We start from the raw sequence: 22,915 nt of genomic DNA on the forward strand, positions 1-22,915 counted from the left end.
CGCACATAATGGCGCTGGAACGTTGCGTTTTTTTTACAAAGAAATGAACACGTGTTCATCGGCGACGTGAAAGAATTAAGGGATCGTGCGTGAGTTATTTGCAAATAGATAAACTGAAAGTTGCCTACGGGAATAATATTGTCCTTCACGATATCCATCTGGCAGTCGGCAAGGGCGAGATGATCGCGCTTCTCGGCCCCTCTGGCTGCGGAAAGACGACGCTGCTCAATGCGTTATGCGGTTTTTTACCCGTGCACTCCGGTACCGTGGCGATTAATGGCCGGGATATCACCCACAGCTCCCCGGAACAGCGAAATATCACCATGGTATTTCAGAGTTATGCGTTGTGGCCGCATTTGACGGTCGCGCAAAATATCGGTTACGGGTTAAAAGTCCGTCGCGTTAAAAAAGAGGAAATAACCCGTCGGGTGCAGGCGCTATTAAAAATAATTAACCTCGAAGGTTATGCGGAAATAAAGGTGACAGCCCTTTCTGGCGGTCAGCGTCAGCGGGTTGCCCTGGCCCGGGCGCTGGCAATTGAACCGGATGTGCTGGTGCTCGATGAGCCCCTGTCGAACCTGGATGCCAAAGTGCGCCTCAATGTGCGCCATGAGATCAAAGCGCTACAAAAGCGACTCGGTTTTACCTCGCTGATCGTCACTCACGACCAGCAGGAAGCGCTGGTGATGGCTGACAGAATTGCCGTGCTCAATAACGGTCGCATCGAACAGATCGGCACCCCGGAGGCGATTTACCATCGCCCGGCAACGCCTTTCGTCGCCGATTTTATGGGGGCGGATAACTGCATCACTCCTGATGACGGGCAGGGGAGAACCCTCTATTTTCGCAGCGCCGATATCGCCATGCATGCCGCATTGCCGCCGTCCGCACCGGGAGGATTAACCCTCGAAGGGATTGTTGAGGAGAGTGCCTTCTTGGGTCATCACTACCGGCACAGCGTGCGCTGTGGGGGAAAGATCTTACTCGCAGACTCCGCAACATGCTGGCCTGACCGTTCGCCGGTGGTGCTGCATGTGCCTGATGCTGCGCTCCATGCCTTTGAACCTGCTTTGTAATGCCAACCGACACACACTTTTCTGGGGATCATTCATGTCCGTAAAAACAAAAATGGCTATCACTGCCGCACTTTATCTGGGCTGCCTGCACGCTGCGCATGCCGAAACGGTACTCAACGTGGCCACCGCCGGGGACCAGAATATGGTGGATTACGTCAAAACCTGGCTGGGGCCGAAATTTGAGGCCGCCCATCCGGGGGTAAAAGTGCAGGTAGTCGGCACCGGGCCCGGCGATGCCGGATCAAATAAGATCGTTGAAAAGCTGACGGCGCAGGCGCAGAGCGGCGCGAAAAGCTGGGATATAGATGTGGCGGTGGTCCATCAGGCCGCAGGCGGCCAATTGGTGGAAAAAGGGCTGCTTGAGAATTACCGCCAGGCGGTGAAAACCGGCACCATGACCACCGCAGAGAACGCCAAAAACGCGCTGGGGGTCAACGTTGACGGCTACGTGATGCCTATGTTCCTGAGCCAGACGGCGATGGCTTACAACAGCGACCTCATCACCACTCCGCCGAAATCTTACGACGAGCTGGTGCAATGGTCGGAAAAAAATCCCAAAGCCTTCGGCTATAACGGCATCAAAAACGGTATGTCAGGCGTGAGCTTTGTGGTGGGCTGGATCTACGCCTACGGTACGCCAGCCGAGCGCCTTACCGCGCTGCCATATGATAAAGGGGTTGAAAAAGAGTGGGGGCCGGCCTGGGCGAAGCTGAAAGAATTTAATAAAAACATCACCTTTACGCCGGGCAATGCCGGGACGCTGGATATGCTCAGCCGGGGCGAAATTGCTATGGGGCCAGTATGGGTGGATATGTTCTACAGCTGGAAAGATCAGGGCAAGCTGCCGCCGTCCATTAAGCTGACCTTAATCGCACCCGGTATGCCGGGGCAGCCAATGTATTACGTCATCCCGGCCAAAGCCGCGCAGGCAAAACTGGCGCAGGAGTTTATTGAGCTGGCGACCAGCCCGGAGATTCAGGCTGAGGGGATCGTGAAGCAATTTAACTGGTACCCGGGCATCGACGCGAAATATGTGAAAGGGGCGCTGGACGATGCGACGTGGCAGAAGCTGTTCGCGGAAATTTCACCGGAAACCTTAGCGGAAAATGGCAAAAGTTTCCCTCTCAAACCCTACTTTGACGCTATCAAAGAAGGTTACGAGAGCCAGGTTTCGAACTGAGGGTATGGCGTGCCTGGCAGATTATTGCCAGGCACCTTTAGCGGTGATTATTCATGCGACAGACATTTCACGCTTTCCTGCTGGTTATTCCGGCGACGCTGATGATTGGCATCTTCTTTCTCTGGCCGCTGGGCTATTCGCTTATTTCGGCTTTTACCCATGAAACAGGTTTGACGCTGGCGCACTTTGAAAAAGTGTTTAGCCTCTATTCGAACGATATTCTCTTTACCCTGATCATTGTGCTCGTTTCACTGGCGATCCTGGCGCTGCTCTCCATCACTATTTCCGCCGTGATTGTGCTCTCGCCCTGTCGTCGTCTCGTTAAAGCGCTGGCCTTTTTATACCGCCTGCCGCTGTTTATCCCATTCATCGTTGCCGCGCAGATGATGCGGACCTTCCTGGCAAAGAACGGCCTGATGAACAATACGTTGGTTGCCCTCGGCGTAATGACGCCGATGGAGACCACCTCGCTGCTGGGCTGGAGCGGGATCATTATTACCTTTGTCTGGAAACAGATGGCCTTTACCACGCTGCTGATTAGCGGCGCCATGGCGGCGGTGGAGTCTACCCATATTCTGGCGGCGAAAAACCTCGCGGCCTCCCGGATGCGTATCTTGTTCGACATTATTTTGCCGCAGGTGTTGCCGACCATTGGCATCGCGATGGTGTTATCGACGGTCACCATGATGTCGGTGCTGTCAGTTCCCCTGATGATCGGCACTGGCACCCCGACGATGATGACCGTCGATATGGCATTTCGCGTCAACTCGTATGGCGACTATCCGGTTGCTAACGCGATGGGGGTCATCTCATACCTGATGTGCGCCGCGATGTCCTGGTTCTATCTGCGCCACAGCCTGAATGCAAAAGGAAATCCCTGATCAACGCGCTGTTTAAAAGAATTCGCGGCAGCTTTATTCTACAAACCCTTCTACTCCCCTTTCTGGTGCTGGCGCTGTTTGGCCCGCTGCTTAACCTGCTGATCTGGACGGTGGCGGAGAGCTGGTTTTTCCCGCATACCTTGCCCGGTCAGTGGGGGCTGAAGTACTGGGGGCAGGTTTTTAGCCCTTACAGTGACGTCTCCGGCTCGTTGTCCATCAGCGTCCTGATAGCTCTTCTGTCGGTGGTGGTGTGTCTGCTGATTTCAATCCCGGCAGGGTACGCGCTTTCGCACCGGTCCATGCCGTGCCGCGCCTTCTTTATGCTGCTGTTTTTGATCCCGCAGGCCTACCCGAACCTGACGGTCTATATGAACGTGGCGCGGCTCTTCTACCAGTGGGGGTTGAACGGGACGATTGCCGGGGTAGTGCTGGTGCACAGCGTGCACGGGCTGATGTACTCCATCTGGATAAGCGTTGCGGCGTTCTCGGCGCTCGATCCGCTGCTGGCGCGGGCGTCACGCAATCTGGGCGCCGGGCCGGTCTACACCTTTTTCCATATCATCCTGCCGCAGGCCGCCCCCGGGCTGATTGCCGCCAGCATCTTTGTTTTTCTCGAGTCGCTGGATGAGTTTACCGCCACGTTCTTTGTCGGCGCGCCGGAGATCAACACGCTGCCAATACTGCTCTATACCGCCAGCATGTCGGGGAATTATCAGATGTCCTCCATTACGGCGCTGATTCTGCTGGTGCCGTCGGTGATCTTTATGCTGGTGATCCATAAATTTATGCGCCCTGAGATGCTGTCGAAGCTGGGGAAATAACCGCCATTAGTTACAACATACTTTAATCGTTTCCGATTAATGGCTCCCCGGCCGTTGGCCGGGGAAAGTGCCTGTTTATAACTCCTGCGCCGCACTCAGCACGCTATGCAGTAACACATTGGCCCCTTTTTCTGACCATTCCGGATGAATCTTTTCCGCTTCGTTATGGCTAATGCCCTTCACGCAGGGGATAAAGATCATGCTGGCAGGCGCGATTTTGCTGACGTAACAGGTATCGTGCCCGGCGCCGGATACCATCGATTTTGATGAATAGCCCAGCGCGGCCACAGCCTGTTCCGTTCGGACAAGACAGGTTTCATCAAAGGCGATAGGTGCATAGTCGAAGATGCGCTCGACGCTGGCGCTCACGCCACGCGCCGAAAGACCGGCAGCCGCTTGATGCAGCGCGGTTTCCATCGCCTCCAGCGCCTCGCTGAGCGGATGGCGGAACTCTACGCTGCACACCACCCGGGACGGGACGACGTTTCGTGAATTCGGGGTCACGTTCGCCATGCCGATGGTGGCACGCCCGTCCGGGGCATGCTGATATCCGATCTCCTCCACCTTCAGCGCCAGCTCCGCAAAAGCGGTCAACGCATCGTGACGGCTGTGCATTGGCGTAGTGCCCGCATGTGCGGCAAACCCGTCGAGAGTAAGGGTAAACCAGCGCTGACCCATCGCAGCACGCACCAGGCCGATATCAATGGCTTCATCTTCGAGGATAGGTCCCTGTTCGATATGCAGCTCATAGCAGGCGTGGATCGGGAAGGCGCGGGCAGGGCGTGGGCCACGATAGCCGATGGCCTCAAGGGCGTCGCGAACCGTGACTTTTTTGTTGTCCATCCTGGCGTAAGCAAACTCTTCGGTAAGCTGTCCTGCCCAGACGCCGGAGGCGAGCATCGCCGGCGCAAAACGCGCCCCTTCTTCGTTCGTCCAGTTCACCAGCACGATATCGCGCTCGGTTTCAACCTGATGATCGTTCAGGGTGCGCAGCAGCTCCAGCCCGGCCAACACGCCGTAGATCCCGTCATAGTTGCCGCCGAGCGGCTGGGAATCCACGTGGGAACCAGTCATCACCGGGGGCAGCGCCGGGTTTTTACCGGCGCGGCGGATAAACATGTTGCCCATGCTGTCCACTTCGCAGCTAAAACCGGCCTCCAGTGCCCACTCGCGCAGCAGGTTGCGGGCAATCCGATCTTCCTCGCTCAGCGCCAGGCGGGTCACCCCCCCGGCAGGGGTGCCGCCGATCTGCGCCATTCTCTCCAGCGTTGACCACAGGCGGTCTGCGTTTATGCGGATCATGCTTTGTCCTTGGTGCTGCGATAGCGGAAGTCACAGCATTTACCGCCCTGCATAATGGTGGTGGTGCGCGTCAGCTCCACGTCCGGCGCGTAGCCGACAATAAATTTCTCGTCGCGCGCGCATGAAAGCAGGTGGCCAATCTCGCCGAGGCCCATCTCGTGATACATCTCGGCATAGCGACAGCGGGTGACGTTGTAGTTGTACTGCTGGTCGTCGGCGTCGATCACCTTTACGTCGAGAGCGTTATCCTTCTCCCACAGATACTGCAGGGCGATAAAGCTCTTCACGTCCGCGCCGTTTGGCTCCTTGCTGGCAAATTCTTTGCCCGCATTAATGGCGGCCTGCTCAATGGCCTCGCCAATCACCGCCTGAGCGCGGGTCTTGCCGATCTCGCGGACCAGGATTTCGTAAATTGGTTTAATAATTTCTGCTTCAATTTTGCGGCGGGCGAGAATGCCCAGCTCATTATTATCACTCATCACATTGCCTCACTGCGTTACTTAGCTTTTGCGCCGCCGAGCACGGTTTGCGGCTGCCATTTGCCATCTACCACTTTATAGACGGTGAAGGACGGGGCCTTCAGATTGCCCTGGTTATCAAAGGCGATCTGCCCGGTGACGCCGGAATAGCTGATGGCGCGCAGGGCAGGCAGGTACTCTGCCGGATCAACCGAGTCGGCTTTTTCCATCGCGGCAACCAGTACGCGGGTGGCGTCATAGGCGAAGGGGGCGTGCAGTTCGATATGGGTGTGGTAGCGGGACTGGTATGCCTGCTCGAAGGTCTTGCCGCCCGGCATCTGATCCACCGGCAGGCCCGGCTCCAGCGCGACAACGCCTTCACCCTCTTTCTGCGCCAGTTGCAGGAAGGTCTGGCTGACAAAGCCGCCTGCGCCCATCAGGGTAGTCTTCATACCCAGCTGTTTGATACGACGCGCCAGCGGTGCCGCCTGGCTGTCCACGCCGCCGAAGAAGATCAGATCCGCATTTTTGCTGCGAATAGCGGTCAACACGGCGCTAAAGTCAACGGTTTTGTCGTCCACGTACTGACGGTCAACAATCTTCACACCCTGGGCTTCCAGCGATTTAATAAACTCATCCGCCAGGCCCTGACCAAAGGCGGTACGATCGTCGATAACCGCGATGCGTTTGGCTTTCAGGGTATTTACCGCGTACTGTCCGGCAAACTGGCCGCCGTCATCGTCGTGGCCCATCACGCGGAAGCTGGTGTCGAAACCCTGTCTGGTATAGGCATGACCGGTGGCAACGGGGGCCACCTGAGCGATACCGGCATCGTGATAGACGCGGGCCGCCGGGATGCTGGTGCCGGTGTTCCAGTGGCCGACCACGCCAGCCACGCCGGTGTCCACCAGACGCTGAGCCACAGCCACGGCGGTACGCGGATCCGATTGGTCATCTTCCGACTGCAGCTTGAAAGTCACCGCCTTGCCACCGATGGTCGGGTGCTGTTTGTTGATATCGTCAATCGCCAGCTGCGCACCGTTCTCCAGATCTTTACCGATACGGGCAGACGGGCCGGTCAGCGGGCCCGCCAGGCCAATCACCACGGTTTCACTGTCGGCGGCCCAGGCACCCGTGGAGGCAAACCCGCTGAGCATAATGGCCGCGCTGAGCGCACTGATTTTAATGGTTTTCATTATTTTTCCCTGATATTGGTTGGTGTATTAAGCGGGCATTTCACCCAAATAAATCTGTGCAATCTGGTCGTCGTCGAGCATCGCCCTGGACTCGCCGTGATGGACGATGCTGCCGCTGTCCATCACCCAGGCCTGATCGGTCACCTCCAGCGCCAGCCGGGCGTTTTGCTCGATCAGCAACAACGCCACGCCGCGCTCGCGCAGTCCGGCGATGACGGCAAAAATGTTCTCGACCATTTTGGGTGCCAGGCCCATGGAGGGTTCGTCGAGGATCAGCAGGCGCGGGCGGCTGAGCAGGGCGCGGTTCAGGGCTAAAAGCTGCTGTTCCCCACCCGAGAGCAGTCCGGCCAGCTGGTGCTGCCGTTCGCCCAGACGCGGGAACCGTTCGAAAATCTCGTTCATCTCCTGCCTGACAGTGACAGCGTCACGTCGAAGCCAGGCCCCCATTTGCAGGTTCTCCAGCACCGTCATGCGGGCGAAGATGCCGCGGCCTTCCGGAACCATCACCAGCCCGTCGCGCAGCAGCGCTTCGGCTTTCTGTTTGCGGACCGCTTTGCCGTTAAATTCGATGTTGCCGCCAAAACGCTCCAGCCCGGTGATGGCCCGTACGGTGGAGCTTTTGCCCGCGCCGTTGGCACCGATCAGCGTGGCCTGTTCGCCTTCACGCAGGCTAAAGGAGACCTCGCGCACCGCCTGGATACCGCCGTAATGCACATCCAGACGTTCCACTTTCAGTAATTCAGACATGAGCATTGCCTCCAAGCCAGGCGGCGATCACCGCCGGGTCGCGACGCACGCTGTCCGGGGTGCCGCTGGCCAGCGTTTTGCCGTAATCCAGCACCGTGAGGCGATCGCAGATCCCCATCACCAGCTTGACGTCGTGTTCAATCATCAGCAGGGTTTTGCCGTCGTCACGAATGCGGGACAGCAGCTCACCCAGGGCCACTTTCTCCGCCGCGTTCATCCCGGCGGCGGGTTCATCCAGCGCCAGCAGCAGCGGATCGGTCGCCAGCGCGCGGGCGATCTCCAGCCGCCGCTGATGGCCGTAAGCCAGATCGCAGGCGCGGTAGTGGGCAAACTTCGCAATGCCGGTGTACGCCAGCCAGTGCCAGGCCTGCTCAAGGGTCTGAGCTTCTTCTGCCCGGGCGCGTTTGTGACGGCTAAGCGCCGCCCAGAGTCCGTTGCGGGTACGCACGTGGCGACCCACCATGACGTTCTCCAGCACCGACATCTCGTTAAACAGACGCACGTTCTGGAAGGTACGGGCGATACCCGCGGCAGTTACCTTTTCGATCTGGGTCGGGAAGTAGGGCTTATCGGCAATGGCGAACTCACCGCTGTCAGCGGGATACAGGCCGGTGATCAGGTTAAAGCAGGTGGTTTTGCCCGCGCCATTGGGGCCAATCAGGCCGTAGATTTCGCCTTTGTTAATCGACAGCGAGACGTTATCCACGGCGGTAAGGCCGCCAAAGCGTTTGGACATATTGCGCACGGTTAACAGGCTCATGCTTTTACCTCCTTGTGGCGCTTCGGCCAGATGCCCGACGGGCGAACCAGCATCACCAGCACCAGCGCCAGGCCGTAAAACAGCTGACGCAGGATCTCCGGATCAATCAGTACCGAACCAAACAGCGCCTGCTGCACCGGGGCCGCCTGGCTGCGCAGCAGCTCCGGCAGGGCGGTGAGCAGTACCGCGCCGAGGATCACCCCCGGGATATGGCCCATCCCGCCCAGCACCACCATCGCCAGCACGGCAATGGACTCCTGCAGGGTGAAGGATTCCGGCGAGACAAAGCCCTGGAAGGCGCCGAACAGCGCCCCGGCCACACCGCCAAAGGAGGCGCCCATGGCAAAGGCCAGCAGCTTAAAGTTGCGCACGTTGATACCCATTGCCCGGGCGACATCTTCATCTTCACGGATAGCGTGCCACGCCCGACCAATGCGCGAGTGTTGCAGGCGCAGGCAGACAAAAATGATCCCGACAATCACCAGCATCAGCAGGTAGTACCAGAGCCACAGGGCGGGCACTTTGACGCCGAACCAGTGGTAAACGCCGCTGAACTTCAGGCCAAACAGGTTGAGGGTATCAACGCCGGTAATGCCTTTTGCGCCGTTGGTGATATTCACCGGCCGGTCGAGGTTACGCATCAGAATGCGGATGATCTCCCCGAAGCCGAGGGTCACAATCGCCAGGTAATCCCCGCGCAGCTTCAGCGTCGGGGCACCCAGTAGAATGCCGCACACCGCCGCGACCAGCGCCGCAATCGGGACAATCAGCAGGTACGAGGTGTGCAGCCCGTGCGGGAACCAGAGGTTCAGGATCGGGAACACCTCTGCGAGATGCGGTGACGCCATAAGCGCCGCCAGATAGGCGCCAACGGCATAGAAGGCGATAAAGCCCATATCCAGCAGGCCGGTGTAGCCGACAACAATATTCAGCCCCAGCGCCAGCATGATGTAGAGCAGGGCGAAGTCGATCACCCGCACCCAGTAGTTGCCACCCAACTGGGTAGCCACGATCGGCGCGAGCAGCAGGGCAACCACGAAGAGCGTCATGCCGGACCAGAATTTACCGCTGGCCGCCGGGGTTTTGATTTCAATGGCAGTCATGATTTTCCCTTACGCCCTGTGCGCCACGCGCTCGCCCAGCAGACCTGCCGGACGGAAGACCAGCACCAGAATCAGCACAATAAAGGCGAACACGTCCTGGTAGTTGCTGCCGAACACGCCGTGAGTCAGCTCGCCCAGATAACCAGCGCCCAGCGCTTCGATAATGCCGAGCAGGATCCCGCCAATCATCGCTCCGCGAATATTGCCGATGCCGCCGAGAACGGCTGCGGTAAAGGCTTTAATGCCCGGCAGAAAGCCCATCGAGAAGCTGGCGTTGCCGTAGTTGCTGGCCATCATCACGCCCGCCAGCGCGGCAAAAACGCCACCAATCGCAAAGGTCAGGGTGATGATGGCGTTTGGATTAACCCCCATCAGGGTGGCGACGCGTGGGTTTTCAGCCACCGCGCGCATACCGCGGCCGAGGCGGGTGTACTCCACCAGCAGCCACAGGCCGGTCATGACGATCAGCGCCAGCGCCACGGTAACGATGCCGGTGACGGTGACAATCGCCGGGGGATGCGCCTCGCTACCCGCCGTGATGGCAATCGGGTCCATCGGCAGGATCTGCGGGAACATCAGCGGATTACGCGACCAGATAATCATCGCCACGGTTTGCAGCAGCACCGATACGCCAATCCCGGAGATCAACGGTGCCAGCCGCGGGGCATTACGCAGGCGGCGGTAGGCAAAGCGCTCAACGGCCATCGCCAGCAGGGCGCAGACCGCCATGGCGATCAGCAGCGCAAAGCCGAGCTGCAGCAGCTGCGGCATGGCGGGGAAATAGCCGTTGAGGAGATTCAGCGCCGAGAGGGTGGTCAGCGCGCCGACCATCAAAATATCGCCATGGGCGAAGTTAATAATGCGCAAAATGCCATACACCATGGTATAGCCCAGCGCGATCAGCGCGTAGATGCTGCCCAGCATCACGCCATTGATCAGTTGTTGTATGAGTGTGTCCAACGTTGTTACCCGACAAATTGCTCTTTTCAGCGGCTAACATCTAATAATTGAATTAAATTGTGAAATACGCATATATTCTTTCTTATGATTTTTGGAGCTTGCACTATCTGATTGATTTTAATGATTATGATAAATGGCTGATTAACCGGATTATCCATAACAGATCAATATATGAATAAAACAGAACAATCCCTGGCGTTGTCGGCCTTTGCCGAGAGCCGGCTGGCGAACGATCCACCGCTCCGTGCTGTTCGAGCCTTTGAGGCGATAGCCCGGCTGGGCAGCGTGACGCAGGCGGCCCAGGAGCTGGAGATATCGCCCTCGGCGGTGAGTCATCAGCTGAAAGTGCTGGAAGGGTATTTACAGATGCCGCTCACCGAGCGTCAGGGGCGCGGGCTGATCCTGAGCCAGCAGGGGCGGGATTATTACCGCTCCATTCGCGCGGCCTTTAATGTGCTGCGCCAGGCCACCGGGCATCTGCTGGAGCAGGTGCAGACCCGCCAGGTGACCATCAGCCTGATCCCGCTTTTCGGTATGGGGTGGTTTATTCCGCGCCTGCCCGGGTTTATGCGGGCTAACCCACAGACCGAAATTAACGTGGTCTACGCCAATCACCGCAACTACCTGAGCGATGCTTCGGATATGTCGATCCGCTTCGGCAATGGGCAGTGGGCGGGCTACCAGAGCGAAAAGCTGATCTCCGGGCAGATGGTGCCAGTCTGTAGCCGGGCGTTTTTGCGCCTGCACGGGCATATCGATACCCCCGAACAGCTGCTGCAAATGCCGCTCCTGCATGATGAGGAGCGCACCACCTGGCAGCAGTGGTTTATCCAGCAGGGGGTAAAACGCCCGCTGCGGCGCAGCGGCCCGATGTTTGAAGACGGGCTGTTAACCCTGGCGGGGGTACAGGCGGGGCTGGGCTGCGCGTTGATGCGCGAACCGCTGATTGCACCCTATCTGGAGAGCGGTGAGCTGGTGAAGATCTTCGATCTCCCTATCGACGATGGCCGGGATTACTACCTGTGCGTGCGTCAGGATGGAGAGATGAGTCAGGACGGGAAGTTGCTTCAGAACTGGTTGCGGCGGAACAGTAACCTCTCCCTTGAGGGAGAGGGTTAGGGGAATCAGACTGTGCCGGAGCAACAATGCCGGGTGGCGGCTACGCCTTACCCGGCCTACAAAACTCAACCCCTACGGGCCCGCGTGGCGTACCAGCACAATAGCGATCCGGCGCACACCATCATCGCCCCCTGCCAGAAGCTGAACGACAGCGGCGCATTCAGCAGCACCGCTGCCAGCGCCGCTGACAGTACCGGGGTGAAATAGGATGCCGCCGCCAGCAGCGTCACGTTGCCGTGCAAGATACCGATATTCCACGACGCGTAGCCAAACCCCAGCGCTACGCCGCACATCAAAAGTTTGATCACCACCGGCACGCTAAACACCATCTCCGGCTGCGGGCTGAAGGCATATTTCAGCCACAGGGTCACGGCAGTAAGCAATACAAACAGGGTGATGCCGTTCTGGCCGTTGGCGTATTTACTGGTCACGGTGCAGTAGGCTGCCCAGATAAAGGCGCCAACGAACGCAAGGCCATAACTTAGCGGATTGGAGACAATATTGCGGGCGATATCCGTTGGGTTCAGCCCGTTTTCGCCGCCTAATACCCAGCTCACCCCCAGCAGGGCGATGATCAGGCCCGGGATCACCCACAGGGTGGTTTTCTGGCCGTTGAACAGAATGGCGAACACGATGGTCAGACTCGGCCAGAGATAGTTCACCATCCCCACCTCAATCGCCTGATGGCGGGTGGCGGCATAGCCTAACGAGAGGGCAAGACAGATTTCATAGCTGACAAAGAGCACGCTGCCGGCAATGAGATAGCGGGGCGAGAAACGACGCAGCCTGGGGAAACCCACCGTTAACAGACAGAGTAAACCGCTCAGCGTATAGATTGCCGCCGCGCCCCCAACCGGACCTAATCTCTCGCTAACACCCCTAATCAGACCCACCATCGTGCTCCAGAGCACGATCGCGGCCAGACCGACCAGGGTGGCTTTTTTTCTCTCCATCGCATTTCCACTGGCTATCAATTTAAGGGGCAAATTTATAGCACTGTTTCAGTACCTTCCGCGAATTTATCTGTGCCGAAGTAACCCTTTAGCATTAGTAAAAGCCGCCAGCGCTGACTATTAAGAGGGCGAAGATCGGCGATATTGATTTGCCGCAAAAAAAACAGGGGCTTTGCTGTTAGTTTTCCGCCGGACTTCTCAATGATCTAACGAGGACAACGATGGACGTCAGTCGCAGACAGTTTTTTAAAATCTGCGCGGGCGGTATGGCCGGGACAACAGTAGCTGCTCTGGGGTTTGCCCCCAAAATGGCGCTGGCTCAGGCGCGCAACTATAAGTTGCTGCGTGCCAAAGAGATCCGCAACACCTGCACATACTGCTCCGTGGGATGCGGGCTATTGATGTATAGCCTGGGTGATGGCGCGAAGAACGCTAAAGCGTCGATTTATCATATTGAAGGCGATGCGGATCATCCGGTCAGCCGCGGGGCGCTCTGCCCGAAAGGGGCAGGTCTGCTGGACTATGTTCACAGCGACAACCGTCTGCGTTACCCGGAATACCGCGCGCCGGGCTCCGATAAATGGCAGCGCATCTCCTGGGATGAGGCCTTCACCCGCATTGCGAGATTGATGAAAGCCGACCGCGACGCCAACTTCGTCGAGACGAACGAACAGGGCGTAACGGTCAACCGCTGGCTCTCCACCGGGATGCTCTGCGCCTCGGCGGCCAGTAATGAAACCGGCATGCTGACGCAAAAATTTGTGCGCTCACTCGGCATGCTGGCGGTAGACAACCAGGCGCGCGTCTGACACGGACCAACGGTAGCAAGTCTTGCTCCAACATTTGGTCGCGGTGCGATGACCAACCACTGGGTTGATATCAAAAACGCTAACGTCGTGGTGGTGATGGGCGGTAATGCCGCTGAAGCCCATCCGGTGGGATTCCGCTGGGCGATGGAAGCGAAAAATAACAACGATGCGACGCTGATCGTCGTCGATCCGCGCTTTACGCGGACGGCATCGGTGGCCGATATCTATGCGCCGATCCGCTCCGGCACGGACATCACCTTCCTGTCCGGCGTGCTGCTGTACCTGATCGAAAACAACAAAATCAACGCCGAGTACGTTAAGCACTACACCAACGCTAACCTGCTGGTGCGGGAAGACTTCGCCTTCGAAGACGGGTTGTTCAGCGGCTATGACGCCGAAAAACGCCAGTACGATAAGTCCTCCTGGAACTATCAGTTCGATGAAAACGGCTATGCGCTGCGCGATGAGACTCTGACCCACCCGCGCTGCGTGTGGAACCTGCTGAAACAGCACGTCTCCCGCTATACGCCGGAGGTGGTGGAGAATATCTGCGGTACGCCAAAAGCCGACTTCCTGAAAGTGTGTGAAGTGCTGGCCTCCACCAGCGCGGCGGACAGAACCACCACCTTCCTGTATGCGCTGGGCTGGACGCAGCATACCGTTGGGGCGCAGAACATCCGCACCATGGCGATGATCCAGCTGCTGCTCGGCAACATGGGCATGGCCGGGGGCGGCGTGAACGCCCTGCGCGGTCACTCCAACATTCAGGGGTTAACCGATCTGGGACTGCTCTCCACAAGCCTGCCGGGTTATCTGACGCTGCCGTCTGAAAAACAGACCGATCTGCAAACCTACCTGACGGCCAGCACGCCAAAAGCGACGCTGCCTGACCAGGTGAACTACTGGAGCAACTATCCGAAGTTCTTTGTCAGCCTGATGAAATCGTTCTACGGCGATGCAGCGCAGAAGGAGAACGACTGGGGCTTTAACTGGCTGCCAAAATGGGATCAGTCCTGGGACGTCATCAAGTATTTCAACAGGATGGCGAAGGGCGATGTCACAGGCTACATCTGTCAGGGCTTTAACCCGGTGGCGTCGTTCCCGGACAAGAACAAGACTGTCGCCAGCCTCAGCAAGCTGAAGTACATGGTGGTGATCGATCCGCTGGTGACTGAAACCTCGAACTTCTGGCAGAACCACGGCGAGATGAACGATGTGGATCCCGCCTCCATTCAGACCGAGGTGTTCCGGTTGCCATCAACCTGCTTCGCGGAAGAGGACGGCTCCATTGCTAACTCGGGGCGCTGGTTGCAATGGCACTGGAAAGGACAGGACGCACCGGGGGAAGCGCGCAATGACGGTGAGATCCTGGCCGGGATTTACCATCGCCTGCGCGAGATGTACCGCACGGAAGGCGGAAAGGGCGTCGAGCCGCTGCTGCGCATGCGCTGGGATTACAAACAGCCGGATCGCCCGGAATCGGAAGAGGTGGCGAAAGAGAACAACGGCCGTGCGCTGGCGGATCTCTATGACGCCAGTGGCGTGCTCATCGCGAAGAAAGGCCAGCTGTTGAACAGCTTCGCCCAGCTGCGTGATGACGGTACCACCGCCGCTTCCTGCTGGATCTACACCGGGAGCTGGACCGAACAGGGCAACCAGATGGCTAACCGCGATAATGCCGACCCGTCAGGACTGGGCAATACGCTCGGCTGGGCCTGGGCGTGGCCGCTTAACCGTCGCGTGCTCTACAACCGTGCCTCGGCGGACATCAACGGCAAGCCCTGGGATCCGCAACGGATGCTTATCCAGTGGAACGGCACAAAGTGGATCGGGAACGATATCCCGGACTTCAATACCGCCGCACCGGGCAGCAATACCGGGCCGTTTATCATGCAGCCGGAAGGGCTGGGACGTCTGTTTGCCATCGACAAGCTGGCAGAAGGCCCGTTCCCTGAACACTACGAGCCGATGGAAACGCCGCTGGGGACGAACCCGCTGCACCCGAAGGTGATCTCCAGTCCGGTAGTGCGTGTCTACCAGGAAGATGCCGTGCGAATGGGCAGAAAAGATAAGTTCCCGTACGTCGGCACCACCTATCGCCTGACCGAGCATTTCCACACCTGGACCAAGCATGCGCGACTAAACGCCATCGCCCAGCCGGAACAGTTTGTCGAGATCAGCGAGTCCCTGGCGCAGGCCAAAGGCATTGCCAATGGCGACCGCGTCAAGGTCAGCAGCCAGCGCGGGTTTATTCGTGCCGTGGCGGTGGTCACCCGTCGTTTGCAGGCGCTGAACGTTCACGGTCAGCAGGTGGAAACAGTCGGTATTCCGCTGCACTGGGGCTTTGAGGGGGTGGCGCAGAAGGGCTACATCGCCAATACCCTGACGCCATCGGTGGGGGATTCCAACTCGCAAACGCCGGAGTATAAGGCGTTTCTGGTCAACATCGAGAAAGCATAAGGAGCGAATACATGTCGATGGAAACACAAGACGTCATCAAACGCTCCGCCACTAACGGCTTTACGCCCGCGCCTCGTGCGCGGGACTACAAAGCGGAAGTGGCAAAGCTGATCGATGTCTCCTCCTGCGTGGGCTGCAAAGCCTGCCAGGTGGCCTGTTCCGAGTGGAATGATATCCGCGACGAGGTGGGCCATTGCGTCGGGGTGTACGATAACCCGGCGGATCTGAGTGCCAAATCCTGGACGGTGATGCGCTTTAGCGAAACCGACCAGAACGGCAGGCTGGAGTGGCTGATCCGCAAAGACGGTTGTATGCACTGCGAGGATCCGGGCTGTCTGAAGGCCTGCCCGTCTGCCGGGGCGATTATTCAGTACGCCAACGGCATCGTCGATTTCCAGCAGGAGAACTGCATTGGCTGCGGGTACTGTATCGCCGGGTGTCCGTTCAACGTGCCGCGCCTCAGTAAAGAGGATAACCGGGTTTACAAATGCACCCTGTGCGTGGACCGCGTCAGCGTCGGCCAAGAGCCAGCGTGCGTGAAAACCTGTCCGACCGGGGCCATCCACTTTGGCACTAAAAAGGAGATGCTGGAGGTTGCGCAGCAGCGCGTCGATAAGCTGAAAGCGCGCGGCTACCCCAACGCGGGCATTTACAACCCGCAAGGGGTGGGCGGGACGCATGTGATGTATGTCCTGCATCATCTCGACCAGCCGGAACTGTATCACAACCTGCCGAAGGACCCGGCGATCGATACCTCCATCAACCTGTGGAAAGGGGCGCTGAAGCCGCTCTCTGCGGCGGGCTTTATCGCCACCTTTGCCGGGTTGATTTATCACTACGTGGGTATCGGGCCGAACAAAGAGGTGGATGACGAGGAGGAGGAACATCATGACTAAATCGAAAATGATTGTGCGCACGAAGTTTATCGACCGCGCCTGTCACTGGACGGTAGTGATCTGCTTCTTCCTGGTGTCATTGTCAGGGATTTCGTTCTTCTTCCCGACCCTGCAATGGCTGACGGAGACCTTCGGCACCCCGCAGATGGGGCGCATTCTGCATCCGTTCTTCGGGGTGCTGATTTTCGTGGCGCTGATGTTTATGTTCGTGCGTTTTGTGCATCACAACATCCCGGACAAGCAGGATATTCCCTGGCTGAAGGGCATTGTTGAGGTGCTGAAGGGCAACGAGCATAAAGTTGCGAGAGTGGGTAAATACAACGCCGGGCAGAAGATGATGTTCTGGACCATCATGAGCATGATTTTTGTGCTGCTGGTGACCGGCGTCATTATCTGGCGTCCGTACTTTGCCCAGTATTTCCCGATGCAGGTGGTGCGTTACAGCCTGCTGATCCATGCGACTTCGGCCATTATTTTGATCCACGCTATTCTGATCCATATGTATATGGCGTTCTGGGTCAAAGGCTCGATTAAAGGGATGATCGAAGGGAAGGTGAGCCGCCGCTGGGCGCAGAAACACCATCCGCGCTGGTATCGGGATGTGGAGCGTATGGAAGCACAAAAAGATGTGAGTGAAGGGATGAAGTAAGGTGCTCTGTTGCCCGGCGGCGCTGCGCTTGCGCGGGCCTACGGAGTAACTCCCCGCTCCGGATGATTTCGGCGCGGGGACTTTGGCAAGTCAGGTGTTGGTGACTATTGCATCTATTGCTGCAACCACCCGGGCTCTTGCCGCCTGCATATTACAGACGAAATACTTGCTGGTGAGTTTCCTTTTCTCCACGCTGGTTATACCGGGCGTATTCATAAATAACGTCTGAAAATCAATATTAATGACAGCGGATGCCGGATTAATATGCCCTGAAAGATGATTACGATAACTTAACGGCAGGATTAAACGGGTCGATAAATCATCATAATAATCATGTTGTATCACCATCAGGTAGGGGTGTAATTCACTGGTTCTGCCCGATGGATTACGGTAAATGTCAAACTGAAAGCACATTAAATCCCTCCGAAAAAGGGATCGTCAGACAGCAAACCGGCCTTCGCAACAAACTCATTCATAGCTTGCATGAATTCCTTATCGCGTTTGCGTTGCTCGATACGCTCCTCTACCGTTAATTCCGGGCGTGGTGCCACTCCGGTTAGGTGTTCTTTAACTGCATTGCTCTGAAGGGTGTCCAGTTTCATTATTATTGTCTCCTGTATTGGCACTGCCATTATCAACCCCCAACCATAAAAAACAATACCGATTCACCTGGTCATTCAGGAATTGCGAGCAGGCTTCCAGACAAAAGCAACAGGGTGAAAACAGGTGAAATTAATGCGAATCTCCCTCCCGATAAATAACCGGGAGGGCAGTAATACTCAGAACTTCTCTTTAATATAACGGAACGGATAAGCGGTCGGCTTAACTTTGCCGATTTTTCGTTTCGGTAATTTCACCGGTTCTTCTGGAATTTCTTTATAGGGAATCTGCGACAGCAGGTGCGAGATAATATTCAGCCGCACGCGCTTTTTATCTTCGGAGCGGGCGACAAACCACGGGGCCCATGCGGTGTCGGTGGCGGCGAACATCGCATCACGCGCTTCGGTGTACTCATCCCAGCGGGTGAAGGATTTAATGTCCATTGGGGAGAGCTTCCAGGTTTTTCGCCCGTCGTTAATGCGGTCGCGCAGACGACGCTCCTGCTCTTTAGGCGTCACTTCCAGCCAGTATTTGATCAGAATAATGCCCGCATCGACCATCGCTTTTTCAATGATGGGCGCACCGTCGAGAAATTTCTCTACTTGCTCTTCCGTACAGAACCCCATTACCCGTTCCACCCCCGCGCGGTTGTACCAGCTGCGGTCGAAAATCACGATTTCCCCCGCCGAGGGCAGATGCGGCACGTAGCGCTGGAAGTAGAGCTGGCTTTTTTCCTTTTCCGTCGGGGCGGGCAGCGCCACCACCCGGAACACGCGTGGGCTGACGCGCTCTGTCAGGGCTTTGATCGTGCCCCCTTTTCCGGCGCCATCGCGGCCTTCAAAGACGACGCACACCTTCAGGCCCTTACTCACCACCCAGCGCTGAAGCGTTACCAGCTCCTCATGCAGGCGATGCAGCTCTTTTTCATATTCCTTGCGTTTAAGGGGGGCGGGAGGCGTGTTAGTCGCAACGGGTTTGCTTTTCTTTTTATCTGCCATGATGCGTTCCTTTCAGGGTTTCTGCCGGGACGGTGTGACATAACACTTTGAAGTGTAATCACGGACAGGGGGATTGGTGGAAAATATTCACACCCCACCCGAAATAATGGATGAAGCTGCCAGCGGCGCGATTTGAACTGGCTCACCATACAAGATTGTTCAATAATGTCTGTCGCAATTTTTTAACAAGTGGCTGTGGTATGAAAAAGACGGTGTTTTCGTTAGCGCTTGGCACGTTCGGTCTGGGCATGGCCGAATTTGGCATTATGGGTGTGTTAACCGAGCTGGCGCGGGATGTGGGGATCACCATTCCCTCCGCCGGGAATATGATTTCGTTTTACGCCTTCGGGGTCGTTATTGGCGCGCCAGTCATCGCCATCTTTTCGAATAAGTTCTCCTTAAAGTCGATCCTGCTGTTCCTGGTAACGCTGTGCCTCATCGGCAATGCGATTTTTACCTTCTCCACCTCGTACACCATGCTGGCGATTGGACGGCTGGTTTCTGGTTTTCCACACGGTGCGTTCTTCGGCGTCGGGACCATTCTTCTCTCTCGCATTGCGCCGCCGGGCAAAGTGACGCTGGCGGTGGCGGGGATGATTGCCGGGATGACGGTCGCCAATCTTGCCGGCGTACCGCTTGGCACCTGGCTTGGGCACCAGTTCAGCTGGCGCTACACCTTCTTCCTGATTGCCGCATTCAATCTGCTGGTGCTGCTCTCTGTCGCACTGTGGGTGCCGCAGACGTTCGATAAGACGCAGACCCGTCTGCGGGAACAGTTTCTCTTTCTGAAAAAGCCAGAGCCCTGGTTTATCTTTGCCGCCACCATGTTCGGCAATGCCGGGGTCTTTGCCTGGTTCAGCTTCGTGAAGCCGTTTATGATCAACGTGTCCGGCTTTTCCGAAGGGGTGATGACCGCGATCATGATGCTGATGGGGCTCGGCATGGTGCTGGGCAACCTGTTCAGCGGCAAACTGTCCGGGCGCTACAGCCCGCTGCGGATTGCAGCCGTCACCGATCTGGTCATTGTGCTCTCCCTGCTGCTGCTGTTTGCCTTCGGTGCGTTCCCTGCGGCCTCGCTGGTGATGGGCTTTATCTGCTGTGCCGGGCTGTTTGCGTTGTCGGCACCGTTGCAGATCCTGCTTCTGCAAAATGCGCAGGGCGGGGAGATGCTCGGTGCGGCAGGCGGGCAGGTGGCGTTTAATCTCGGTAGCGCCATTGGGGCGTACTTTGGCGGGATGATGATTACGCTGGGCTTTAGCTGGAGTTACGTTACCTTGCCTGCGGCGGCGCTGTCGTTCTGCGCCATGTCGTCGCTGTTGATGTACGGGTATCTGAAAGCCCGTCGGGGGCAGGCTGATGCACAGGCGATAGCCTGAGCGTGAAATGACGGGTGGCGCTGCGCTTACCCGGCCTACAAATCCCGTAGGCCCGTGCAAGCGAAGCGCCGCCGGGCAAAAAGCACTCACATCACGCTTTCGAGGTTTTTCAGGAAATTTTCAACCTGCTCTGACGAGGCCGTATCGGCCTGATAAAGAATGTCCAGCGTGACATTCTTCAGGCCGCAAAAGCCGAAAACGCCTTCGACTAACTGGGTTCGTATCGCCGTCGAATAGCCGTGTTTATCAAAGCCCTTGAGATCGCTGCCCGCCGTCGCGACAAGGCGTACCGGTACATCGCGTAAGTTACCCACAATTCGACCGTCTTCCGCCACCTTGTACGCCCAGTTCAGGGTGAGTACCCGATCAAACCAGCCTTTCAACAGACCCGGAACGGACCACCAGTAGATCGGGAAGACAAACACCAGCATATCTGCCCGCTCCACGCGCTGTTGTTCACGCCGGATATCGGCAGGCGGGGCGCTGGCATCCCCGTGATACAGGGCAAGATCGGGACGCAGCATTGCCGGTGTAAAGGCTTCAGCGTGGAGATCGGCAATCTCAACCTGAGTACCTTGTTCACGTAAGCGGGCGGCAATTCGCGCCGCCAGTGTGTGGGATAACGAATTTTCGACAGGATGAGCCGTCACGATCAGCGCATTATCTATGACATGTGTTACAGACATAACCACCTCAGCAGCAAGTTAACTTGCTACCTATATTACTATTGGTAACTTAAGTGTCAATCCGTCGGCACCACTCATTTTGTGCTGTCGGCACAGGTGTTCAGTACGCCAAACATCGCGCCGCAGAGCATATCTTCCGCGACGTTTCGGGCCAGTACGCCGTTGCTGGCAGCGGTGCTAAGCGCCTCCGCCGCACCAATAATGGCCGTCAGCGCCGCTTCTCCCTGCACTCCTTTCAGGGTGATATAGGGGGAGAGCGCCGTGCGCAGGCAGTCTGCACATTCGGCAACGCAGGCTTCCCGGAATGTCTGCAGCGCCCGTGAGCCGGACAGGGCCGCAGCGATAGGCCCTGTCTCTGGCCCAGCGCTGATGGCGCAATCAATATAGGCGGCACTGAAAAAGCGGACGGTGTTTTCCAGCGTTTTGTTATCGACATTCAGCGTCTCACGGAATTTTTTTAACTGCCGATCGCTGTAATCCTGATACAGCGCCATCAACAACCCTTCACGATCGCCGAAGTGATCGTAGGGAATGGGCTTGGTGACGTTTGCCCGCTCGGCCAGATAGCCCAGCGTCAGTGCCTCGGTGCCTTGCTGGCGTACAATCCCACGAGCCACCTCCAGCAACTGTATCCGTCGATCCTCTTTTCTTAACCGTTTAACGACCATATTGCCCTCGCGCCAGTGTCTACTAAAGGTAGTTTACACGGTTTATTCGCGAGGCTGTATGCTTTGTAGATATACCGCCACGGCAAAAAGGCTCCCGTAGCGGGAGCCTGATGCGCGCTTAGGGTAGCGAGGGCTCACCCAGGGTTAACATCAAACGGTTCGCCCAGGCGAAGAACGCGGCAGACTGCACCAGATCCAGCTGGGCCAGGGTATCCAGGCCCTCACGTTCCAGCGCTGCCAGATGCCCCGGCGTCACCGCTGGTGGAGTGACCGACAGCGCGGCGGCAAAATCGATCCCCACCTGCCAGCGCGGTGACTGCCCGCTGCTCAGCGATTGCCCTGGCTCGACTGCCAGCACTCTTTCCACCGCCTCATCATCCTTCGACAGCTGGCTGGCTTTCCGTGCATGGACAGAGGCGCAGTAAATGCAGCCGTTCACCTTGCTGGTCACCGCCGCAGCCAGCTCTCGCTCAGCCCGCGACAGGCCGCCGGAGGTATAGAAAATCCCTTTATCGGTGAGCGTTCGTTGTTCCAGCACCGGCAGGTTGCGCCCCAGCAGGCGGAAATAGTTGGAGTCAGTATGGCCGAATTTAGCGAGGAGCGCCTGCTCGTCGGCGCTGAATTCCGCCAGGGGTTTGGGTGCCAGCCACGGTTCCCAGCCCAGCTCTTGCTGGGTAAAGACCACCGGTGCGGCTTTGCCGTTTTTGGTGAGCGGCACGGTGTGCCAGTGGCCCGCCACAACAGGGGCCTCGCTGGCCGCTACCGGTTTGTCATTGAGCAGACGCAACCCAACGATCAGGCGGCTCTGGAAGCTGACAAAGGCGATCAGCTGCGCCAGGGTAACAATCCCTTCTTTGCTCCAGCCTGCCAGGGTGAGCGCATTGATCGCCCCCGGGGTGGCCTGGACCGGAGAGAAGGTCAGCAGACGGGCGAAGGTCAGGGCGGGAGTGAGACGCACGGAGGTCGGATCGGCCAGGCCAAACCCGGCATAGTGGGCCGCCAGCGCGTCGGCGTTGTGCCATTTCGCCACTTTTGCCGCTACCGCAAAACGTTCGTCTAGCGCAAAGTCGGCATCCTGCTGACTGAATAAGGTTTCGTAGCTCCCCTGAGCATGACGCGTGGCCGCCTCGCGAGTGAGTCGTGCCTGTTCCAGCGCGGAACCCGGGGCAATCTCCGCCAGTTCGGAGAGAATATCCTGACTTAAAGCCATAGTGACT

Annotated in this window: 23 protein-coding genes; 9 read left to right on the plus strand and 14 right to left on the minus strand. The window is 57.6% G+C overall.

Annotation, left to right across the window (positions count from 1 at the left end):
- The first annotated feature begins 89 nt into the window (after positions 1 to 89).
- Genes C3406_RS09845 through C3406_RS09860 form a run of 4 tightly spaced genes read left to right on the plus strand, consistent with a single transcriptional unit; the run spans position 90 to position 3,958 of the window.
- The gene (locus tag C3406_RS09845) at positions 90 to 1,076 is read left to right on the plus strand and encodes an ABC transporter ATP-binding protein (protein WP_103822000.1); all 987 of its coding nucleotides are present in this window, start codon (positions 90 to 92) and stop codon (positions 1,074 to 1,076) included.
- 34 nt (positions 1,077 to 1,110) lie between these two features.
- On the plus strand, positions 1,111 to 2,256 hold the full coding sequence (locus C3406_RS09850) for an extracellular solute-binding protein (RefSeq protein WP_103821999.1): 1,146 nt from the start codon (positions 1,111 to 1,113) through the stop codon (positions 2,254 to 2,256).
- Positions 2,257 to 2,309: 53 nt separating this feature from the next.
- Positions 2,310 to 3,137 carry an ABC transporter permease gene (locus tag C3406_RS09855; protein WP_103821998.1) on the plus strand — a complete coding sequence of 276 codons (828 nt, stop codon included), beginning with the start codon at positions 2,310 to 2,312 and terminating at the stop codon, positions 3,135 to 3,137.
- Complete coding sequence (locus C3406_RS09860; protein WP_199182711.1) at positions 3,134 to 3,958, plus strand: ABC transporter permease subunit; 825 nt, start codon at positions 3,134 to 3,136, stop codon at positions 3,956 to 3,958. The genes C3406_RS09855 and C3406_RS09860 overlap by 4 nt, the downstream gene beginning before the upstream one ends.
- A gap of 75 nt (positions 3,959 to 4,033) precedes the next feature.
- Here the strand turns inward: C3406_RS09860 and C3406_RS09865 are convergent, their stop codons facing one another.
- From C3406_RS09865 to C3406_RS09895, 7 genes are read right to left on the minus strand one after another with little or no spacing between them, the layout of a single operon-like run.
- Positions 4,034 to 5,260 (minus strand): Zn-dependent hydrolase, encoded by a 1,227-nt coding sequence (locus C3406_RS09865; protein WP_103821997.1) that lies wholly within the window; start codon positions 5,258 to 5,260, stop codon positions 4,034 to 4,036.
- On the minus strand, positions 5,257 to 5,739 hold the full coding sequence (locus C3406_RS09870; RefSeq protein ID WP_103821996.1) for an L-2-amino-thiazoline-4-carboxylic acid hydrolase: 483 nt from the start codon (positions 5,737 to 5,739) through the stop codon (positions 5,257 to 5,259). The genes C3406_RS09865 and C3406_RS09870 overlap by 4 nt, the downstream gene beginning before the upstream one ends.
- 17 nt (positions 5,740 to 5,756) lie before the next feature.
- Positions 5,757 to 6,914 carry a branched-chain amino acid ABC transporter substrate-binding protein gene (locus C3406_RS09875; protein WP_103821995.1) on the minus strand — a complete coding sequence of 386 codons (1,158 nt, stop codon included), beginning with the start codon at positions 6,912 to 6,914 and terminating at the stop codon, positions 5,757 to 5,759.
- 27 nt (positions 6,915 to 6,941) lie between these two features.
- Positions 6,942 to 7,661, minus strand: a complete 720-nt coding sequence (locus C3406_RS09880) for an ABC transporter ATP-binding protein (RefSeq protein WP_103821994.1) — start codon at positions 7,659 to 7,661, stop codon at positions 6,942 to 6,944.
- A complete protein-coding gene (locus C3406_RS09885; RefSeq protein ID WP_103821993.1) occupies positions 7,654 to 8,421 on the minus strand; it encodes an ABC transporter ATP-binding protein in 768 nt (255 codons plus the stop codon). Before C3406_RS09885 ends, C3406_RS09880 begins: the two co-directional genes overlap by 8 nt.
- Positions 8,418 to 9,524, minus strand: a complete 1,107-nt coding sequence (locus C3406_RS09890) for a branched-chain amino acid ABC transporter permease (RefSeq protein WP_103821992.1) — start codon at positions 9,522 to 9,524, stop codon at positions 8,418 to 8,420. The genes C3406_RS09885 and C3406_RS09890 overlap by 4 nt, the downstream gene beginning before the upstream one ends.
- 9 nt (positions 9,525 to 9,533) lie before the next feature.
- The gene (locus C3406_RS09895) at positions 9,534 to 10,484 is read right to left on the minus strand and encodes a branched-chain amino acid ABC transporter permease (RefSeq protein ID WP_103821991.1); all 951 of its coding nucleotides are present in this window, start codon (positions 10,482 to 10,484) and stop codon (positions 9,534 to 9,536) included.
- A 171-nt stretch (positions 10,485 to 10,655) separates the two neighbouring features.
- Here C3406_RS09895 and C3406_RS09900 point away from each other — a divergent pair, with 171 nt between their 5' ends.
- On the plus strand, positions 10,656 to 11,603 hold the full coding sequence (locus tag C3406_RS09900; RefSeq protein WP_103821990.1) for a LysR substrate-binding domain-containing protein: 948 nt from the start codon (positions 10,656 to 10,658) through the stop codon (positions 11,601 to 11,603).
- Positions 11,604 to 11,668: 65 nt separating this feature from the next.
- Here the strand turns inward: C3406_RS09900 and yddG are convergent, their stop codons facing one another.
- Positions 11,669 to 12,556, minus strand: coding sequence for an aromatic amino acid DMT transporter YddG (gene yddG, locus C3406_RS09905; protein WP_103821989.1), 888 nt, complete (start codon positions 12,554 to 12,556; stop codon positions 11,669 to 11,671).
- Between the two features lie 221 nt (positions 12,557 to 12,777).
- Here yddG and fdnG point away from each other — a divergent pair, with 221 nt between their 5' ends.
- The 3 genes from fdnG to fdnI are packed head-to-tail and all read left to right on the plus strand — an operon-like array spanning position 12,778 to position 17,370.
- Positions 12,778 to 15,825 carry a formate dehydrogenase-N subunit alpha gene (fdnG, locus tag C3406_RS09915; protein ID WP_103826464.1) on the plus strand — a complete coding sequence of 1,016 codons (3,048 nt, stop codon included), beginning with the start codon at positions 12,778 to 12,780 and terminating at the stop codon, positions 15,823 to 15,825.
- Between the two features lie 11 nt (positions 15,826 to 15,836).
- Complete coding sequence (fdxH, locus tag C3406_RS09920) at positions 15,837 to 16,721, plus strand: formate dehydrogenase subunit beta (protein ID WP_103821987.1); 885 nt, start codon at positions 15,837 to 15,839, stop codon at positions 16,719 to 16,721.
- Positions 16,714 to 17,370, plus strand: a complete 657-nt coding sequence (fdnI, locus tag C3406_RS09925; RefSeq protein ID WP_103821986.1) for a formate dehydrogenase-N subunit gamma — start codon at positions 16,714 to 16,716, stop codon at positions 17,368 to 17,370. The genes fdxH and fdnI overlap by 8 nt, the downstream gene beginning before the upstream one ends.
- Before the next feature lie 90 nt (positions 17,371 to 17,460).
- Here the strand turns inward: fdnI and C3406_RS09930 are convergent, their stop codons facing one another.
- The 3 genes from C3406_RS09930 to ppk2 form a co-directional block, all read right to left on the minus strand.
- Entirely contained in the window at positions 17,461 to 17,784 is a 324-nt protein-coding gene (locus tag C3406_RS09930; protein WP_103821985.1) for a CcdB family protein, read from the minus strand.
- Complete coding sequence (locus tag C3406_RS09935; protein ID WP_103821984.1) at positions 17,784 to 17,972, minus strand: type II toxin-antitoxin system CcdA family antitoxin; 189 nt, start codon at positions 17,970 to 17,972, stop codon at positions 17,784 to 17,786. Before C3406_RS09935 ends, C3406_RS09930 begins: the two co-directional genes overlap by 1 nt.
- Positions 17,973 to 18,149: 177 nt before the next feature.
- Complete coding sequence (gene ppk2 / locus C3406_RS09940) at positions 18,150 to 18,968, minus strand: polyphosphate kinase 2 (protein WP_103821983.1); 819 nt, start codon at positions 18,966 to 18,968, stop codon at positions 18,150 to 18,152.
- Positions 18,969 to 19,168: 200 nt separating this feature from the next.
- On the opposite strand from ppk2, the gene araJ reads away from it, so the two are divergent.
- Positions 19,169 to 20,344 carry an MFS transporter AraJ gene (araJ, locus tag C3406_RS09945; RefSeq protein WP_103821982.1) on the plus strand — a complete coding sequence of 392 codons (1,176 nt, stop codon included), beginning with the start codon at positions 19,169 to 19,171 and terminating at the stop codon, positions 20,342 to 20,344.
- Between the two features lie 86 nt (positions 20,345 to 20,430).
- Here araJ and C3406_RS09950 read toward each other — a convergent pair whose 3' ends face one another.
- The 3 genes from C3406_RS09950 to C3406_RS09960 form a co-directional block, all read right to left on the minus strand.
- Positions 20,431 to 21,030: an NAD(P)H-dependent oxidoreductase gene (locus tag C3406_RS09950; RefSeq protein WP_103821981.1), complete on the minus strand. Its 600-nt coding sequence runs from the start codon at positions 21,028 to 21,030 to the stop codon at positions 20,431 to 20,433.
- 74 nt (positions 21,031 to 21,104) lie between these two features.
- Positions 21,105 to 21,698, minus strand: a complete 594-nt coding sequence (locus tag C3406_RS09955; RefSeq protein ID WP_103821980.1) for a TetR/AcrR family transcriptional regulator — start codon at positions 21,696 to 21,698, stop codon at positions 21,105 to 21,107.
- A 118-nt stretch (positions 21,699 to 21,816) separates the two neighbouring features.
- Positions 21,817 to 22,908, minus strand: a complete 1,092-nt coding sequence (locus C3406_RS09960) for an alkylhydroperoxidase domain protein (protein WP_103821979.1) — start codon at positions 22,906 to 22,908, stop codon at positions 21,817 to 21,819.
- Between the last annotated feature and the right edge of the window lie 7 nt (positions 22,909 to 22,915).

It is taken from the genome of Leclercia sp. LSNIH8, assembly GCF_002920195.1.
GTDB lineage: Bacteria > Pseudomonadota > Gammaproteobacteria > Enterobacterales > Enterobacteriaceae > Enterobacter.

Coding starts and splice junctions, on each gene's coding strand:
- C3406_RS09850 (WP_103821999.1), top strand. CDS start 1,111: ATGTCCGTAAAAACAAAAATGGCTATCACTGCCGCACTTTATCTGGGC.
- C3406_RS09855 (WP_103821998.1), top strand. CDS start 2,310: ATGCGACAGACATTTCACGCTTTCCTGCTGGTTATTCCGGCGACGCTG.
- C3406_RS09865 (WP_103821997.1), bottom strand. CDS start 5,260: ATGATCCGCATAAACGCAGACCGCCTGTGGTCAACGCTGGAGAGAATG.
- C3406_RS09870 (WP_103821996.1), bottom strand. CDS start 5,739: ATGAGTGATAATAATGAGCTGGGCATTCTCGCCCGCCGCAAAATTGAA.
- C3406_RS09875 (WP_103821995.1), bottom strand. CDS start 6,914: ATGAAAACCATTAAAATCAGTGCGCTCAGCGCGGCCATTATGCTCAGC.
- C3406_RS09880 (WP_103821994.1), bottom strand. CDS start 7,661: ATGTCTGAATTACTGAAAGTGGAACGTCTGGATGTGCATTACGGCGGT.
- C3406_RS09885 (WP_103821993.1), bottom strand. CDS start 8,421: ATGAGCCTGTTAACCGTGCGCAATATGTCCAAACGCTTTGGCGGCCTT.
- C3406_RS09890 (WP_103821992.1), bottom strand. CDS start 9,524: ATGACTGCCATTGAAATCAAAACCCCGGCGGCCAGCGGTAAATTCTGG.
- C3406_RS09900 (WP_103821990.1), top strand. CDS start 10,656: ATGAATAAAACAGAACAATCCCTGGCGTTGTCGGCCTTTGCCGAGAGC.
- yddG (WP_103821989.1), bottom strand. CDS start 12,556: ATGGAGAGAAAAAAAGCCACCCTGGTCGGTCTGGCCGCGATCGTGCTC.
- fdxH (WP_103821987.1), top strand. CDS start 15,837: ATGTCGATGGAAACACAAGACGTCATCAAACGCTCCGCCACTAACGGC.
- fdnI (WP_103821986.1), top strand. CDS start 16,714: ATGACTAAATCGAAAATGATTGTGCGCACGAAGTTTATCGACCGCGCC.
- C3406_RS09930 (WP_103821985.1), bottom strand. CDS start 17,784: ATGTGCTTTCAGTTTGACATTTACCGTAATCCATCGGGCAGAACCAGT.
- C3406_RS09935 (WP_103821984.1), bottom strand. CDS start 17,972: ATGAAACTGGACACCCTTCAGAGCAATGCAGTTAAAGAACACCTAACC.
- ppk2 (WP_103821983.1), bottom strand. CDS start 18,968: ATGGCAGATAAAAAGAAAAGCAAACCCGTTGCGACTAACACGCCTCCC.
- araJ (WP_103821982.1), top strand. CDS start 19,169: ATGAAAAAGACGGTGTTTTCGTTAGCGCTTGGCACGTTCGGTCTGGGC.
- C3406_RS09950 (WP_103821981.1), bottom strand. CDS start 21,030: ATGTCTGTAACACATGTCATAGATAATGCGCTGATCGTGACGGCTCAT.
- C3406_RS09955 (WP_103821980.1), bottom strand. CDS start 21,698: ATGGTCGTTAAACGGTTAAGAAAAGAGGATCGACGGATACAGTTGCTG.
- C3406_RS09960 (WP_103821979.1), bottom strand. CDS start 22,908: ATGGCTTTAAGTCAGGATATTCTCTCCGAACTGGCGGAGATTGCCCCG.